Here is a 13,981-nt window from a genome sequence, read left to right on the forward strand (position 1 = left end):
CGAAAAGTGGATTCCGGTTTTTCGGGAAAAGATCATGCCTGAAAAAAAAGCCCGCAGGTGTCACACGAATAGCTTGCCTTCAGCCACCTTGACCGCGTGGCCGCCAATGCGCGCAGAGGCCAGTTTCCCGCCATCGACATTGAGCTCGAGCCGGATGCGCGACGGCCGGCCCATTTCCAGCCCCTGCTCGATCCAGAGCTGCGAGATGCCGTCGGTCGGGGCGTCGAAATGCATGATGGCGCCGGCAAAGGCGGCCGCGGCCGAACCGGTCGCCGGGTCCTCATAGGAAGGCGTGCCGGGCACGATCATGCGGGCATGGAAGGCGCTGTCGTGATGCACCGTCTCGCGGCAATAGACATAGGGGCTGGCGAAGGCCCATTCGCTCTTGCGCGGCGCCAATTCCGACCACGCCTGGTTGTCGAGCCGGATCTTGGCCGCCTCCTCCAGGCCGGCAACGGGAATCGTCACATAAGGCACGCCGGCCGACCAGAAGGCGACGCGGTGATTCTCGAAGCCGATCTCGTGCGGGGCAAGGCCGAGCGCGGCGCCGATCGCGTCCGGGTCAGCCTTGAGCTCCAGCGGTTCCGGCAGTTTCGCCAGGTCGAACTCAGCGAATGTCGAGCCGTCATGCTTGCTCACCGCGCAACGCACCGGCCCGATATTCTCCTCCAGCACGAAAATGCCGGCGGCCTCGCCGGCGAGTTCGGCCAGCGCGATCGCCGAGCCGACCGTCGGATGCCCCGCGAAAGGCATCTCATAGTCGGGCGTGAAGATGCGTATGCGGTTGCGATGCTTCGGATTGTCGGGAGGCAGCACGAACACTGTCTCAGACAGATTGAATTCACGTGCGATCGCCTGCATGCCGACAGTGTCGAGCCCGTCGCTGTCCAGCACCACCGCAAGCGGATTTCCAGCCAGCCTTTCGGTGGTAAACACATCGTAAAGCAAGTAATTGCGCGCCATGGAGAAAACCTTTCGCCTCGCTCCGAATTTCTGCCTCAATCCAAACATGAGGGAAATTTAATTTGAAATTCGAACCTTAAGGCCTGATTTGTGGACGGATAGGGACATTCATTTTCAGCATAGGGGTCCGGCGTGGACCAGCTTGTCAATCCGCCAAACGCGGAATCCGGTACTTCCATAGAGGCAGCGCTCGGGCTCGACCGCAAGGGCGTGAGCCGCAAGCGTCGCCGCTTCTGGTTCTACGCGCTGCTGACGATAGCGATCATCACGGCCGGCATTGCCCTCTATCGGTCGTATGCCGCAGCACCTCCCAGGATCGAATACACCGCCGTGCCCGCGGCGGTCGCCGACCTCACTGTCGCGGTATCGGCCACCGGCACGCTGCAGCCGCTGACCCAGGTCGACATCTCCAGCGAGCTTTCCGGCATCGTCCGCTCGGTCGCGGCCAATGAAAACCAGCAGGTCAAGAAGGGCGACGTGCTGGCGACGCTCGACACCGCCAAGCTGGAGGTCCAGATCGAGCGCGCCACCGCCTCCGCCAAGGCGGCGGCGGCCGCCGTCGAGGACGCCAAGGTGACCTTGCAGGAAAACGAGAACGCGGTTGTGCGCGCAAACGCGCTGACCAAGCGCGGCATGGCGACGGACCAGTCGCTCGAAGCGGCGACGGCGACGCGCGACCGCTCGAAGGCGGCGCTCGACAGCGCCGAAGCCAATCTCGCCATCGCTCAGGCAGATCTCAAGGCGCAGCAGACCGATCTCGCCAAGAGCACCATCTATGCGCCGATCGACGGCATCGTGCTGACGCGCTCGGTCGACCCTGGCCAGACCGTCGCGTCCTCGCTGCAGGCGCCGGTGCTCTTCGTCATCGCCGCCGACCTTCGCAACATGGAATTGCAGGCTGCGGTCGACGAGGCCGATATCGGCGAGGTCAAGCCCGGCCAGCACGCCCGCTTCACCGTCGACGCTTTCCCGGACCGACCCTTCGACGCCGAGATCCGCGACATCTCCTACGCCTCGGTCACCACCGACGGCGTTGTCACCTACAATGCCCGCCTCGAAGTCGACAATGGCGAGCTTCTCTTGAGGCCCGGTATGACGGCCACGGTCTCGGTGGTGACTCGGCAGGCCAAAAGCGTGCTTACCGTCCCGTCGACCGCTTTCCGCTATCGCCCGATGCAACAGCAGGCACGCGGCTGGAGCCTTAGCGACCTCTTCACCGGCCGCATGGGCCGCCCCAACCGGCAGCGCGAGGCAACGAAGGCGCCGACCGACGGCTCGCGCACGCTCTATGTGCTGGAGAACGGCCGGCCACGTCCGGTCAACGTCAGGATCGGCTCGACCGACGGCGAGCTGACCGAGATCACCTCCGGCCTCGACGAAGGCGCGCAAGTCATCACCGGCGCGCAGCAGCGGAGCTAACGAGATGTCGGCTCCCCTGCTCATCACTTTCGACCAGGTATGGAAAACCTACGGCGAGGGCGAGGCTCGCGTGCGCGCGCTGGCCGGCGTCGATCTCGCCATCCGGCGCGGCGAATTCGTCGCCATCATGGGTCCCTCGGGCTCGGGCAAATCGACGGCGATGAACATCATCGGCTGCCTCGATACGCCGACGGCCGGAACCTACTGTTTCATGGGCATCGATGCGGGCCGCCTCGACCGCAACCGCCGCGCGCTTTTGCGCAACCTCTATATCGGCTTCGTCTTCCAGGGCTACAATCTGCTGCCGCGCACCACCGCCGCGGAAAATGTCGAGCTGCCGCTGATCTATCGCGGCGTTGCCGCGCGCGAGCGCCGCGATCTGGCCATGCAGGCGCTGGCCGAGGTCGGACTGGTCGGGCGCGAGCACCACACGCCGGCCGAGCTTTCCGGCGGCCAGCAACAGCGCGTGGCGATCGCCCGCGCCATCGTCACCAGGCCGACGCTGCTTGTCGCCGACGAACCGACCGGCAACCTCGACACCGCGCGCACGCACGAGATCATGGAGCTGCTGACCAGGCTCAATGCCGAGCTCGGGCTCTCCATCGTCATGGTCACGCATGAGGCCGACGTCGCGAACTATGCCGGCCGCACCGTCCGTTTCCTCGACGGCCATGTCGCCTCCGACACCTTAGCGGAGCAAGCGGCATGATCTGGGAGACCGTCCGCCTCTCGCTTCGCTCGATCCGCCGCAACGTATTGCGCTCGTTCCTGACGCTGCTTGGCATCGTCATCGGCGTCGCCGCCGTCATCGCCATGCTCACCATCGGCTCCGGCACGACTGAGAAGGTCAAGGCCGATATTTCCAAGCTCGGCAGCAACCTGCTCGTCGTCCGCGCCGGCCGGCCGGCGGGACCCGGCGGACCGGGAGGGCTCGACCAGGCGGTGCGGCCGCTGGCGGAAAAGGATGTCGCGGCGCTCGTCGCGCATCTGAGCGGCGCCCGCGCGATTTCGCCGGCCTCGCAAAAGCAGGTCCGCGTCATCTTCGGCACCGAAAGCCTGACTTCGGGCGTGACCGGCACCGACAGCGCCTATCTCGATGCCCGCGACTGGAAGCTGGTGTCAGGCCGCCCGTTCAGCGATTCCGAAACGCGCGCCGGCGCGGGTGTGTGCCTGATCGGCGAAACCGTGCGCCAGCAATTCTTCGGCGCCGGCGATCCGGAGGGCGAGATCATCCGCGTCAACCGCACCTCCTGCAAGATCATCGGCCTGCTTGAGCCCAAGGGCTATACCGGCTTCGGCCAGGACCAGGACAATGTCGTGCTGACGCCGCTGCACGCCTATCAACGGCGCATCACCGGCAACCGCGACATCGACAACATCTATATCGCCGCCGACGACCGCACCCCGACCACCGAGCTGCAGCCGCACGTAGAGGACATTTTGCGCGACACACGCCGCATCACGCCCGACCGCGATCCCGATTTCGCCATCCGCGACATGACCCAGATCGCCGATGCGATGACCAGCGCCACCACCACCATGACCGGCATGCTGGGCGCCGTTGCCGGCGTCAGCCTGCTGGTCGGCGGCATTGGCATCATGAATATCATGCTGGTCTCGGTCACCGAGCGCACGCGCGAGATCGGCATCAGGCTGGCCATCGGCGCGCACGAAAAACATATCCTCATCCAATTCCTGGTCGAGGCGACGGTGCTGTCGCTCTTTGGCGGCATCATCGGCATCCTGATCGGCCTGTCGCTGGCCGGCATGGCCTCGATGGCGCTGACGATACCTTTCGCGCCAAGCCCCGCCGTCGTCCTGCTCGCCGTCGGCTTCTCGGCGCTGATCGGCATGGTGTTCGGCTTCTTCCCGGCGCTGCGCGGCGCCCGCCTCGATCCGATCGATGCGCTGAGGCATGAATAGTCAGAAAACAACGTTCCGCGCCTGTGCCCCTGATCTTGCGGTGAGGCGGCGCTGAAAGAGCGGGGGGTGCTGCTAACGATCGCCGCCGAAATGCCACTCGACCAGCGGCTTCATGTGCGGCATCAGGCCGGCGGGCAGATCGCCGGCGTGGCGGATGATCACCGGCCCTTCGATCTCCGGGTCTGTCTCGGTAGCGACGAAGGCGCTGATACGCCGCGCCAACTCGTCGGCGGACTCCGCGACCCGGTAGCGGCGGAAGATGACCGTACCGCTTGCCGTCGATAGCGCGTGATAGCGCTGTCCGCGTTCAGCCGTCGAAAGGTCGAGGCCGGTCTCCTCCCTCACCTCGCGGATCATGTTGAAGTCGACATCGACCAGTCCGTCGCGGAAATCGATCGGCTCGAAGGAGCCGGCGGCGAAATACACGCGGCCGGCATTGACAGTGTGCGGCCCCATGCGGATCGCGACCAGCGCATTGTCGCCGGCGACCAGCACGGCATGCGCGTAGGCGTGCTCGGCGCCGGAATTCTCGCGCCGCTTGCGCCACAACATGAAGGTCGAATAGTTGACCGCATGGCAGCGGCCGACGAGGCGGCCGTCGCGGTAGGCAAGCTCGGCAAGCAGCACCACGGCACCGTCGAACAATGCCGGATTGGCGGCGATCTCCCGCCGCCAGTTCTCGGCGATGGCTGCCGCATTGCTCAGCGCGAAGGGATGCGGGCCGGGATCGAGGCGGACATCGACCGCATCGACCGGAAGGATGACGTTGCGTGGCAGGTCGAAATTCAACAGCGTCATGCCATGTCCAGTGTGATCGCCACCGGGCAATGGTCCGACGCTTTCGGCCGGTCCCACCCAACGCGCGGAAAACGCTCGACCTCTTGTCCGGGCGGGAAGATGGTGCGCCAGGGCTGGCCGTTGCGGATGATGTCGGGAACGGCGGTGGCGTTCTTCGCGGCCAGCGCCTTCGACAGCAGGATATAGTCGAGCTGGCAAAGATGCCGCTCCTCCGGGCCGCGCGTATGGTAGAAGCTCCAACGGTCCATCTCCGGCCGCCGCTCGACGACATTCTCGCAAAAGCCGCCGGCGGTGAGCACATCGATCGAGGACCGGGCTTCGTCGATGACCTCGAAACGGTAGCCGTCGATGGCGTCGCCATCGATCTTCACGCGCTGCCGGTAGTCGTTGAGGTCGCCGCAGATCGCCCAACGCTTGTCGGCGGCATGGTCCTTGCCGAAACGCTCCTCGACGATGCGGCGCACCGCCTGCGCTTCGGCGATACGCAGCGGCATTGACGCCTGGCGGCCATCCAGCCCGTTGCGCGGCGGCCCCATCGATTTGAAATGCACCAGATAGAGCGTCAACGGCACGCCGCCGACCCTCAGGTCGATCTCCAGGCAGTCGCGGCGAAAGACCCGCTCATTGGCGAGATAGCCGAGCGCGGCGAGTTCCGGCGTGAACAGCCCGAACTCCTCGAAGGTGACATAGGCGTGGCTGGTCATGCGCACGAAGTCGATCGGCTGCCCTTGCGCGGTTTCGTTGCGCATCATCACCGCGACATCGATGCCGCGCGTATCGTTGCCGGCGGTGGTGTATTTCTGCCTGTAGCCCTGCCCGACCATCTTGAACAGATAGCCATATTCGAAGGCCTTCAGCGCCTCGATGTTGTCGACCTCCTGCATGCAGATGATGTCGGCGCGGGTGGCTGCTATGGCGAGCGCCGTCAACTGGCGGATGTCGTCGGACTGGGCGATGGTACGGGCCTGCTCGAGAAGCCGGTATTCGGCCTCGCTCTGGATATCGAACAGCGCCAGCGTGCGGTCTTCATTGAGCTGGTTGCGATAGCCCGAGAAATCGAACCTGCTCATCAGGTTCTCGACGTTGAAGGTGGCAAGCCGCAGCGACATGGCCGTGACCTTTGCCCGCAAGCGGGGACGAAAACAAGAGCCAGGCGCGATACTCGTTATGGTTGATGGAACCTTTCCGTTCATCCTCCGTTCAGACGGAAAGTTCCAACAATGGGCCTCTTCCCGGGGTGTGCTGGGCGTGGGGCCTTTGCTCCTTGGAGAGTGAAATGAAACCGCTTTTTTCTTCCCTTCGATCCGGGCTCCTGGCCTTGGGCCTCGTTACCGGCGTGACGGCACCGTCGGTCGCTGGACCGATCCTGCAACCCGATCTGTCGACCGCAACCAGCACGGCGGCAACCATCATACCCATCCGCGACAGCTGGGCCGGCGGCAATGACCGAGGGGGGATGTATGATTGGCGCTGGCGGCGCGGTGGCGACTGGCGGGGCCGGGATTTCAGATGGCGCGGCGACGACTTCCGCTCCCGTCATTTCTCCCGCAACTGGGATGGGGATGGCGACTGGCGCTGGCGGCATCATCGCCATCACCGGCGTTTCGACAATGGTGATGCCGCCCTTCTCGGGCTGGGCCTAGGCCTGGGCCTGGGTAGCCTCGCCTACAACAACTACTACGATCCATATTATTACGACCCTTACCCGCGCTACGTTCAGCCGCGGCGCATCTACCGGACCGAGCGGCTTTCCAGGGCCCATGTCCAATGGTGCTACGACCGCTACCGGTCCTATCGGGCCTGGGACAACACGTTCCAGCCCAACTACGGCCCGCGCCGGCAGTGCATCTCGCCCTATATCTGAGCCCGTCGGCAGGACGGATGAGACGGCGCCCATCGCGGGCGCCGTTTTATTTGCCGCAAGCTGTGTCCGCCATCGGCCGATAACCCTAAATTCATCAGCGGCGGCTATTCGTCCATGCCGATGTCCCCCAATATGTCGATTCGCGCGAACGGAGTGCGAGACGTGCGCGCCATGGCCGATAACGAAAACAGAAACCAACACAGGCAACGCGTGCTTAAAGGCGCGGCGATCCTGACCGGCATCAACAATTCCGAGGTCAGATGCACGGTGCGCAACATGCATGCGAACGGCGCGGAGCTGAAAGTGTCGATCGATGCACGCGTGCCCGACGAATTCCTGCTCTATGTGCCGGTCGACGGCATCGGCTACAAGGCGGTGGTGCGTTGGCGCCGCGAGGACCGCATCGGCGTCGAGTTCACCGGCACCGAGCCGAAGCCGAATTGGCATTACGGCTAATTCCGGACCCGACCAGCTTGCGTGGCAAAAAAAGCCGGCGGATCGCTCCGCCGGCTTTGATATCTGACACAAAAACTCGCCTTAGTTCTTCGCCTTGTCGACGAGCTTGTTCTTGGCGATCACCCGCGCGACCGTGGGGCAAAGCCCGAGGACGCGCAGGCAAAAAGACGTGGATCGCCTTAGTTCTTCGCCTTGTCGACCAGCTTGTTCTTGGCGATCCACGGCATCATGGCGCGCAGCTTGGCGCCGACTTCCTCGATCTGGTGGCTGTCGTTGCCGCGGCGGATGCCCTTGAAGCGCGACAGGCCGGCGCGATATTCCTGCATCCATTCCGAGGTGAACTTGCCGGTCTGGATGTCCTTCAAGATGCGCTTCATCTCGGCCTTGGTCTCGGCGGTGATGATGCGCGGACCCGAGACATATTCGCCCCATTCGGCGGTGTTCGAGATCGAGTAGTTCATGTTGGCGATGCCGCCTTCATAGATCAGGTCGACGATCAGCTTCACCTCGTGCAGGCACTCGAAATAGGCCATCTCCGGCGCGTAGCCGGCTTCCACCAGCGTCTCGAAACCGGCGCGGATCAGCTCGACCAGGCCGCCGCACAGCACCACCTGCTCGCCGAACAGGTCGGTCTCGCACTCCTCGCGGAAATTGGTCTCGATGATGCCCGAACGGCCGCCGCCGACGCCGCAGGCGTAGGAGAGCGCGAGGTCGAGCGCGTTGCCCGAAGCGTCCTGGTTGACGGCCACCAGGCACGGCACGCCGCCGCCCTTCTGGTATTCCCCGCGCACCGTGTGGCCCGGGCCCTTCGGCGCGATCATGACGACGTCGACCGACGCCTTCGGCTCGATCAGGCCGAAATGCACGTTGAGGCCGTGCGCGAAGGCGATCGCGGCGCCATCGCGGATGTTCGGCGCGATCTCGTTTTTGTAGATGTCGGCCTGCAGCTCGTCGGGCGTCGCCATCATCATCAGGTCGGCCCATTTGGCGGCGTCGGCCACGCTCATCACCTTGAGCCCGTCGGCCTCGACCTTCTTGGCGGTCGCCGAGCCGGCCTTCAGGCCGATGGCGATTTCCTTGACGCCGGAATCCTTGAGATTGAGCGCGTGCGCCCGGCCTTGGCTGCCATAGCCGATGATGGCAACCTTCTTGCCCTTGATCAGATTGAGATCGGCGTCACGATCGTAATATACACGCATTGTGGTTTTCCTTCCCGTTTGAAGATCAGAGGGCCTGCGGCCCGGTTTTTGCTCCGAAAAGAGCGAGAAACTGTCGCGTCGCCCGCGCGGCATCGCCGCCGATCGTCGCGCCAGTCAATTCCACCCGATCGCCGAGCAGCAGACGTATCTGCACGTCGCGGCCGACCAGGCCGAAAAAGGTCCGGAACGCCGTCTCGGCGTCCTCGAAATCGAGCAGTCCTGCCAGGCGTCCGGCTTCGAGCACAGGCTTCAGGCGCTTCGCCAAGGCAAAGCGGCCGTTCTGCAGCACGACGGCGCCGAGATCGTCCTTGCCCGAGCCGGCATGGCTGACCGCGACACGGTTGAGCGCGATCGAGGTGTCGCTGGAAATCACCTTGAGCCAGTCGGATGCGAAGCGTTCGAGGCTCGCGGTCAGCGAAGCAAGGTCGAGCCCTTTGCGATCGACCGGCGCCACGCGCACTTTGGACGCCTGCCACTGCACTGTCGCCGTCAGCAGCCCGTCGCGGTCGCCAAACCACTTGTAGAGCGTCTCCTTGGAGCAGCTTGCCCGCCGCGCCACCGCAGTCATGGTCAGGTTGTCGCCCTCCTCGACCAGCAGGCGAAGCGCTGCATCCAGAACGGCCTGCTGACGCTCGGTGAGCGTCTCGCTGTTGTCGGTATCGACGCCTGCCTGCAACACGTTCTGTCCCGTTTTTCCGGTCGCTCGGATGCGTACCGTACGTTACGGTTCGGCTTATTGCGCATTCCGGTTTCCGATGCAAGGGGCCGCGGCGAAAAATGACCGGCGGAAACAGCGAAGAGTTCGGCAGCTAATCGCTTGTCGGTGGATCGCGAAGCTGTCCGAGCAGGCTGGCCAATGTCTTCAGGTCCTGGGCTGAAAGCCTGTCGCCCATCAGTTCCGCGATCGAAGCGCCATAGACAGCCCAGATGCGGCGGCGCATGTTCCGACCGCTTTGCGTGATGCGAACGGTCTGGCCCCGGCCATCATCCGAGACCGGCAACTTTTCGACCAGGCCATCCACTTCCAGCCGGGCCAGCAGCCTTGAAACGCCGTACTGTGCCAACAGAACGCGATCGATCAGCTCGAACGGGCGCAGCCCGTTCTCGCCCGCCTCCGCCAGCTCGTGCAGCACGTCATACCAGCCGAGCGGCGGCAGCCCGCCGGCTTTCAGCGCGTCCTCGGTCTTTTCGACCAGTTGGCGCGAGACGCGCATGAGGCGCGCCCAGGCGGTGACGGCTTCGGGCGATGGGGATCTCTTCGTCATCGGCGCAGCCTAGCGGATAGATGCAAATGCATCAAGCTTGACGATCGATGCAAATGCATCTATGTAAATGCAAACGCATCGATATGGAGTTCTCCGATGAAACATGAAATCTGCAAGATCGCCGACATCCCGCAAACCGGCAGCCTGATCGCGCCGTTCTTCGGCCGCGAGGTCCATGTCTGGCGCAGCGGCGAGCGCATCCGCGCCGCGGCCAATGCCTGCCTGCATTTCGGCGGGCCGCTGGAATGCAAGGACGGCTCACTTGTCTGCCAATGGCATGGCGCGAAATTCGACCTGGCAAGCGGCGAGCGCCTGGAAGGCCCGGCGCCGAAGGGCTCCCGCCTGATGTTCCTGTCGACCCGCGTCGAAGACGGCGCGCTGAACTATGTCTGGGGGGAATGAGATGACCGCCAGGCTCACCCTCGTCAGCCATCACCTCTGCCCCTACGTCCAGCGCGCCGCGATCTCGCTTGCCGAGAAAGGCGTGCCGTTTGAACGGCTCGATGTCGACCTTGCCAACAAGCCCGACTGGTTCAAGGCGGTCTCGCCGCTCGGCAAGGTGCCGCTGCTGCGCGTCCGGCATGGCGACGCGCAGGAAGTCATTTTCGAATCCGCCGTCATCCTCGAATTCCTCGAGGACACGGAGGCCAATCCCTTGCACCCTGCCGATCCGCTGCTACGGGCCAGGCATCGCGCCTGGATCGAATTCGGCTCGGCGATCCTCAATGCCATCGGCCGCTTCTATTCCGCTGCCAACGAAGCCGCTTTCCTCCATGAAAGCGGAGGCTTGTCCGAGATGTTCGCGCGTGTGGAGGCAGAACTCGCGGCAAGGCAAAGCGGCCCGTGGTTCGCCGGCGAGCGCTTCTCGCTGGTCGACGCCGTCTACGGACCGGTCTTCCGCTATTTCGACACGTTCGACAGCATCGGCGACTTCGGCATTCTCGACGGCAAGCCGCTCGTCCAGGCATGGCGCGCGGCCTTGAGCAAACGCCGGTCGGTGAAGGAAGCCGTCGGCCTGGACTATCCGCAGCGGCTGCATGCCTTCCTGCGGGCAAAGGGATCTTACCTGTCCGAGATCATCCGGCTACAGGCCATTGCAACTCCGCAAGCCCGATCCGCCTGAACGGATCATCACGGTTCCGGCAACCATGGCCGCAAGGAATTGTGGCCCTGGCGGAACTCTCGCCAGCGCCGCCACCATATGGGTCGCGGACGAAGGGCAAGGCCGCGGAGTCCGATTGATAGAACGGCGTCAGCGACAGCGACAGCGCCTGGAAGACCCGCACATGCCAACGGCGCGCACTTACATAGGTCGCCAGCGCTTCATCTATGCCGTTCGCGTGCGCCAGCGTGTGGCTGAGCGCCGCCGCGTCAAGCAGCGCCATGTTCGCGCCTTGCCCGAGCTGCGGGCTGGTCGAATGCGCGGCATCGCCGATGACGGCGAGCCGCCGGCCGGCCGGCAGCCTCATCGTGTGGTGGCCATAGCGGGCGAGCGAGAGCTGCTCGAAACTGTCGATCTGGCTAGTGAAAGCCTCGCACTCTGGCCACACAGAGACCACCCTCGCTTTCCAGGCATCGAGTCCCTTCGCCTTTATCTGTTCGGCATCGGCCGGCTTGAGGCTCCAGAAGAAGGCCACCATGTCTTGCGCGCCGGGCTCCGGCCGGCCGATCGGCAGCACGCCGACCATGACGCTCGCCTTGTCATAGCGCTGCAGCAGCGCGCTTCTGTCAAAGCCGTCCCGCCATCCAAGCGACGCCCAGAATGCGCCATAGGCGAGCGGCCGTGGCATGGCGTTATCGCCGAGATATGACCGCAGTTTCGAGCGCGCGCCGCTGGCATCGACAATGAGGTCGAACGGCCCGAGCCGCCTGCCGTTGCCGCAGACCAGCGTCGCCCGTTCGCCGACTTCCAGCGTTTCGACCTCGACATTGGTTTCGATGGCAATCGCTTCGCGCAAGGCGGCGCGGTAGAGCACCCCGAACAGCGCCGCCCGATGCACGGCGAGGCCGAAGCGACGGCCGCGCCGCGCGTCATAGCGGACTTCGAGCACCGTGCGCCCGCTGCCGGCGTCAGTGCCGTGCAGCCGCTCGATGCGGCTGCCAAGTGAAAGGATCTCGTCGAGCAGGCTGAGATCGGCGAGCACGGTCAGCCCGGTCGGCTGCAGGATGAGGCCTGAGCCGACAGGCCTCGGCGCGTCGAAACGCTCGAAAATGGTGACCTTGTGTCCGGCCCGCTTGAGGTAAAGCGCTGCCGCCAGCCCGGCCGGACCAGCGCCGGCAATCGCGATCTCGTAGGACTTGCCCATCGTCCCCCAACCCGACCCTGCGGGGACAATCCCGCTTGGAACGCGCCGGATCAATCGGGCGCTTTGACGCTTGTGTCGAGAGATCAGCCCTGGGCGGTGTCGAAGGCGGCGCGCGCATCGCGCACCGCGTCATGATTGAGTTCGGCCCATTGAACGAGCTGTTGCAGAGGCAGGAACATCGAACGTCCAAGATCGGTCAGGCTGTATTCGACGCTCGGCGGCTTGGTCGGGAACACCTCGCGGTGCACGTAGCCGTCCCGCTGCAGATCATGGAGCGTCTGCGTCAGCATGCGCTGCGAGATGTCGGGAACCAGCCGGCGCAGCTCGCCAAAGCGATAGGGCTTCTCGGCCAGCGCCATCACCAGCAGCGAGCTCCATTTGCCGCTAATGCCCTGGATCACGTCGCGGACCGGACAATCGGCGAAATTGGCGCCGTTCGTCATGGCCTTGTAGACCTCGAGCTTGGCTTTCAGATTGAAGATCTTGCTGTCCATCGCGACACCCGCTGATCGAAACTAAAGCATCTCCCGAAAGTGGGAACCGGTTTCGGGATAAAGACATGCGTAAACCAAAAACATAAAGCGCATGGAGCGAATCTGAAAGATCGCGACGCGCTTTAGGCCGGCCGGAGTGGTTCCCTGGCAGTGCCTACCTCCCGAAAAACTGCCTTCTTTACGGCCTGCGGTCAATTCCTATTTTAGCGCTGGTCTCTTTTTGAGACCATCAATCAGACCCGCCATTGGCATTTTCAAGGGATACCCGATGACCGAAACCCTTCTCGTAACCGGTGCTTCCGGCCATCTTGGCCGCGCCGTCATCAATCATCTGCTTGGCGAACGGAAAGTCGCGCCAGCCAATATCATCGCCGCCACACGCAACCCGGAAAATCTCGCCGATCTGGCTGCGCGGGGCGTCGCTGTGAGAGTTGCCGACTTCGACGATAAGGCTTCGCTGGAAGAAGCATTCACGGGCGCCGACCGGGTGCTTGTCATCTCGACCGGCGAGCTCGACCTGAAAAGCGACCGGCGCCTGAAGCAGCACCAGGCAGCGGTGGCCGCCGCCAAGGCGGCCAAGGTCTCGCACCTGCTCTATACCTCAATGCCCAATCCGGAGCCCGGCTCGCCGGTGCTGTTTGCTAGCGACCATTACGGCACCGAAGAGGCGATCAAGGCGAGCGGCATCCCCTACACCATCTTCCGCAACGGCTGGTATCAGGAGAACCTGTTCATGTCGCTGCCGCATGCCATTTCGTCGGGCAAGTGGTACAGCTCGGCCGCCGACGGCCGCATCGCTCACGGCGCGCGCGACGATATGGCGGCCGCCATCGCCGCCGGCCTCGCATCCGGCTCCAAGGAAAGCCACATCTACACGCTGACCGGCCCGCAGGCCTATACCACGAATGAAATTGCGGCGCTGGTAAGCGAAGTGACCGGCAAGCCGCTGGAGGTCATCCAGTTGCCGGACGAGGCGCTGACCGAAGGGGTGAAAGCGGCGGGCGTTCCCGAGGACTTCGCCCGCATCATCGTCTCCTTCGATGCCAACACCCGCGCCGGCCGCATAGGCGAGGTGACCGATGCGGTCGAGAAGCTCTCAGGCCGCAAGCCGCGGACGCTGAAACAGTTCCTCGAAGCGAACAAGGCCGCATTGCTCGGTTGAAGTCTGGCGCGCCTGGGAGGTCGTCCCCCCGGCGCGCTTCACTTCGATTTCTTAGGCATCCGAGCCGGATCAGGCTCTCAGCGGTCGCGACAAGCGCGCCTCTCCGAGATGCGGTGTCCAGCCGCGGCAGGC

15 protein-coding genes and 1 pseudogene are annotated in these 13,981 nt (G+C 64.2%); 8 read left to right on the forward strand and 8 right to left on the reverse strand.

Going from position 1 to position 13,981, the window contains the following annotated elements; all coding sequences use genetic code 11:
• Positions 1 to 60 precede the first annotated feature (60 nt).
• Positions 61 to 963, reverse strand: a complete 903-nt coding sequence (locus LB526_RS03340) for a PhzF family phenazine biosynthesis protein (RefSeq protein ID WP_224626085.1) — start codon at positions 961 to 963, stop codon at positions 61 to 63.
• A gap of 132 nt (positions 964 to 1,095) precedes the next feature.
• Between LB526_RS03340 and LB526_RS03345 the strand changes: the two genes are divergently transcribed.
• Genes LB526_RS03345 through LB526_RS03355 form a run of 3 tightly spaced genes read left to right on the forward strand, consistent with a single transcriptional unit; the run spans position 1,096 to position 4,305 of the window.
• Positions 1,096 to 2,382: an efflux RND transporter periplasmic adaptor subunit gene (locus LB526_RS03345; RefSeq protein ID WP_224626086.1), complete on the forward strand. Its 1,287-nt coding sequence runs from the start codon at positions 1,096 to 1,098 to the stop codon at positions 2,380 to 2,382.
• 4 nt (positions 2,383 to 2,386) lie between these two features.
• Complete coding sequence (locus tag LB526_RS03350; RefSeq protein WP_224626087.1) at positions 2,387 to 3,091, forward strand: ABC transporter ATP-binding protein; 705 nt, start codon at positions 2,387 to 2,389, stop codon at positions 3,089 to 3,091.
• Positions 3,088 to 4,305, forward strand: a complete 1,218-nt coding sequence (locus LB526_RS03355) for an ABC transporter permease (protein ID WP_224626089.1) — start codon at positions 3,088 to 3,090, stop codon at positions 4,303 to 4,305. The genes LB526_RS03350 and LB526_RS03355 overlap by 4 nt, the downstream gene beginning before the upstream one ends.
• A 72-nt stretch (positions 4,306 to 4,377) precedes the next feature.
• Here the strand turns inward: LB526_RS03355 and LB526_RS03360 are convergent, their stop codons facing one another.
• Together LB526_RS03360 and LB526_RS03365 are read right to left on the reverse strand one after the other, a co-directional pair.
• Complete coding sequence (locus LB526_RS03360) at positions 4,378 to 5,094, reverse strand: hypothetical protein (protein WP_224626410.1); 717 nt, start codon at positions 5,092 to 5,094, stop codon at positions 4,378 to 4,380.
• Between the two features lie 5 nt (positions 5,095 to 5,099).
• Positions 5,100 to 6,212, reverse strand: coding sequence for an endonuclease/exonuclease/phosphatase family protein (locus LB526_RS03365; protein ID WP_224626090.1), 1,113 nt, complete (start codon positions 6,210 to 6,212; stop codon positions 5,100 to 5,102).
• Between the two features lie 167 nt (positions 6,213 to 6,379).
• Between LB526_RS03365 and LB526_RS03370 the strand changes: the two genes are divergently transcribed.
• Positions 6,380 to 6,967, forward strand: a complete 588-nt coding sequence (locus tag LB526_RS03370) for a BA14K family protein (protein ID WP_224626091.1) — start codon at positions 6,380 to 6,382, stop codon at positions 6,965 to 6,967.
• 171 nt (positions 6,968 to 7,138) lie between these two features.
• Entirely contained in the window at positions 7,139 to 7,423 is a 285-nt protein-coding gene (locus tag LB526_RS03375) for a PilZ domain-containing protein (RefSeq protein WP_224626092.1), read from the forward strand.
• Between the two features lie 179 nt (positions 7,424 to 7,602).
• Here LB526_RS03375 and ilvC read toward each other — a convergent pair whose 3' ends face one another.
• The 3 genes from ilvC to LB526_RS03390 form a co-directional block, all read right to left on the reverse strand.
• Positions 7,603 to 8,622: a ketol-acid reductoisomerase gene (ilvC, locus tag LB526_RS03380; RefSeq protein WP_140724924.1), complete on the reverse strand. Its 1,020-nt coding sequence runs from the start codon at positions 8,620 to 8,622 to the stop codon at positions 7,603 to 7,605.
• Between the two features lie 25 nt (positions 8,623 to 8,647).
• Positions 8,648 to 9,301 (reverse strand): TetR/AcrR family transcriptional regulator, encoded by a 654-nt coding sequence (locus LB526_RS03385; RefSeq protein WP_224626093.1) that lies wholly within the window; start codon positions 9,299 to 9,301, stop codon positions 8,648 to 8,650.
• 130 nt (positions 9,302 to 9,431) lie between these two features.
• The gene (locus LB526_RS03390; RefSeq protein ID WP_224626094.1) at positions 9,432 to 9,887 is read right to left on the reverse strand and encodes a MarR family winged helix-turn-helix transcriptional regulator; all 456 of its coding nucleotides are present in this window, start codon (positions 9,885 to 9,887) and stop codon (positions 9,432 to 9,434) included.
• A gap of 96 nt (positions 9,888 to 9,983) precedes the next feature.
• Here LB526_RS03390 and LB526_RS03395 point away from each other — a divergent pair, with 96 nt between their 5' ends.
• Both LB526_RS03395 and LB526_RS03400 read left to right on the forward strand, forming a co-directional pair.
• Entirely contained in the window at positions 9,984 to 10,289 is a 306-nt protein-coding gene (locus tag LB526_RS03395; RefSeq protein ID WP_224626095.1) for a Rieske (2Fe-2S) protein, read from the forward strand.
• 1 nt (position 10,290) lies between these two features.
• The gene (locus LB526_RS03400; protein ID WP_224626096.1) at positions 10,291 to 11,010 is read left to right on the forward strand and encodes a glutathione S-transferase family protein; all 720 of its coding nucleotides are present in this window, start codon (positions 10,291 to 10,293) and stop codon (positions 11,008 to 11,010) included.
• Here the strand turns inward: LB526_RS03400 and LB526_RS03405 are convergent.
• Positions 10,964 to 12,193 (reverse strand): annotated as a pseudogene (locus tag LB526_RS03405) (FAD-dependent oxidoreductase). The gene LB526_RS03400 and the pseudogene LB526_RS03405 sit on opposite strands and share 47 nt — an antisense overlap.
• A gap of 83 nt (positions 12,194 to 12,276) precedes the next feature.
• Entirely contained in the window at positions 12,277 to 12,687 is a 411-nt protein-coding gene (locus LB526_RS03410; RefSeq protein WP_095764800.1) for a winged helix-turn-helix transcriptional regulator, read from the reverse strand.
• Between the two features lie 268 nt (positions 12,688 to 12,955).
• Between LB526_RS03410 and LB526_RS03415 the strand changes: the two genes are divergently transcribed.
• A complete protein-coding gene (locus LB526_RS03415) occupies positions 12,956 to 13,849 on the forward strand; it encodes an SDR family oxidoreductase (RefSeq protein ID WP_224626097.1) in 894 nt (297 codons plus the stop codon).
• The last annotated feature ends 132 nt before the right edge of the window (positions 13,850 to 13,981 follow it).

This window comes from Mesorhizobium sp. CA6, from assembly GCF_020165035.1.
Taxonomy (GTDB): domain Bacteria; phylum Pseudomonadota; class Alphaproteobacteria; order Rhizobiales; family Rhizobiaceae; genus Mesorhizobium.